Source organism: Chromobacterium sp. LK11 (assembly GCF_001043705.1).
GTDB classification, from domain to species: Bacteria; Pseudomonadota; Gammaproteobacteria; order Burkholderiales; family Chromobacteriaceae; genus Chromobacterium; species Chromobacterium alkanivorans.
The window spans coordinates 1-1,480 of record NZ_LDUR01000049.1; the positions used below are offsets into that span (position 1 = coordinate 1).

2 protein-coding genes are annotated in these 1,480 nt (G+C 68.3%); one reads left to right on the plus strand and one right to left on the minus strand.

The window, feature by feature from the left end; genetic code table 11:
* Window positions 1–941 (minus strand): LysR family transcriptional regulator (locus tag VK98_RS21940; RefSeq protein WP_231589350.1); only part of this gene is annotated, 941 nt, incomplete at its 3' end.
* Between the two features lie 23 nt (window positions 942–964).
* On the opposite strand from VK98_RS21940, the gene VK98_RS21945 reads away from it, so the two are divergent.
* Window positions 965–1,444, plus strand: coding sequence for a GNAT family N-acetyltransferase (locus VK98_RS21945; protein ID WP_048416063.1), 480 nt, complete (start codon window positions 965–967; stop codon window positions 1,442–1,444).
* Window positions 1,445–1,480: the final 36 nt, after the last annotated feature.

Sequence of the window (1,480 nt, forward strand, 5' to 3'; positions counted from 1 at the left end):
GCGCTGCGGCCGTGGCGGGCGTGGCTGTAGACCTTGAGGGTGTAGGACGGAATATCGAACGGCGCGGCGTGAACGGCGATGGGCGCGGCCCGGCTCAGGGCCTGGGCCGCCAGCCGCGGCAGCGTCATGATCCAGTCGGACTCCGCGATGATGAAGGGCGCGGCCAGCACCGACGGCAGTTGCAGCGCCACGTCGCGGCGCAGGCCTCGCCGTTCCAGCGCGCGGTCGATGCCGCCGCGGGTTTCGCCCCAGGGCGTCACCACCACGTGGCGCGCCGCCAGGTATTGTTCCAGGCTGAGACCGTCGCGGATGCCAGGGTGGGCGCGGCTGGCGATGGCCACATAGCGGTCTTCCAGCCAGTCGAAGCTTTCGATCCCGGCCGCCGGTTCGGCGATGTCCTCGACATAGCCCAGCGCGAAGTCGATGCGGCCGGCGGCCAGATCCTCGGCGGATTCGCGGCCGCGCGAATGCACCAGCTTGAAGCGCAGCCGCGGCGCCGCTTGCTGCAAGCCCGCCAGCAGCCGCGGCATCACCGCGAAGGCGGTGTAGTCGGTGACCGCGATCACGAAGGCGCGCTCGCTGCGTTCCGGCTGGAAGCCGCCGGCCTCGGCCAGCCCTTGCGACAGCGTTTCCAGCGCGGCGCTCACCGCGCCGGCCAGCCGTTCGGCGTAGGCGGTGGGCTGCATCGCGTTGCCGATGCGGACGAAGAGGTCGTCGCCCAGGGCGGCGCGCAGCCGCGCCAGCGCGTGACTGAACGCGGACGGGCTCATCGCCAGTTCGTCGGCGGCTGCGCCGACCGAGCGCTGGCGCAGCAGCGCGTCGAAGACCAGCAGCAGGTTGAGGTCCAGACGGCGCAGGTCAGAATGCAGGATGTTCATCATGAATTGAAAACAATGCAGCGCATGCAGTTTGTCTTGGCCGTAGTATAGCGGCTTATCCATTCACCACGATTCAGGCCTTGCCCATGTCCATCCATATCCGCCCCGCCCAAGCCGGGGACGCCGCGCTGATTCTGCGCTTCATCAAGGAGCTGGCCGTTTACGAGCGCGCCGGCGATCAAGTGGCCGCCACCGAGGACGGCATCGTCGCCAGCCTGTTTGGCGCGGACAGCCCGGCGCGGGCGCTGATCTGCGAGGTGGACGGCGAAGCTGCCGGCTACGCCGTGTACTTCTTCAGCTATTCCACCTGGCAGGCCAAAAAAGGCCTGTATCTGGAAGACCTGTATATTTCGCCGCGGCAGCGCGGCGGCGGCGCCGGCAAGCTGATGCTGCGCCGTCTGGCCCAACTGGCGCTGGAGCATGGCTGCGGCCGCTTCGAATGGAGCGTGCTGGACTGGAACCAGCCGGCCATCGATTTCTACCTGTCCATCGGCGCCAAACCGCAGGCGGAATGGGTGCGCTACCGGATGGACGGCGCCGCGCTCGCCGATTTCGCCGCCGGTTGACGCCGTTCCCTTGGAACGTGTTTACGATCTCGCGAG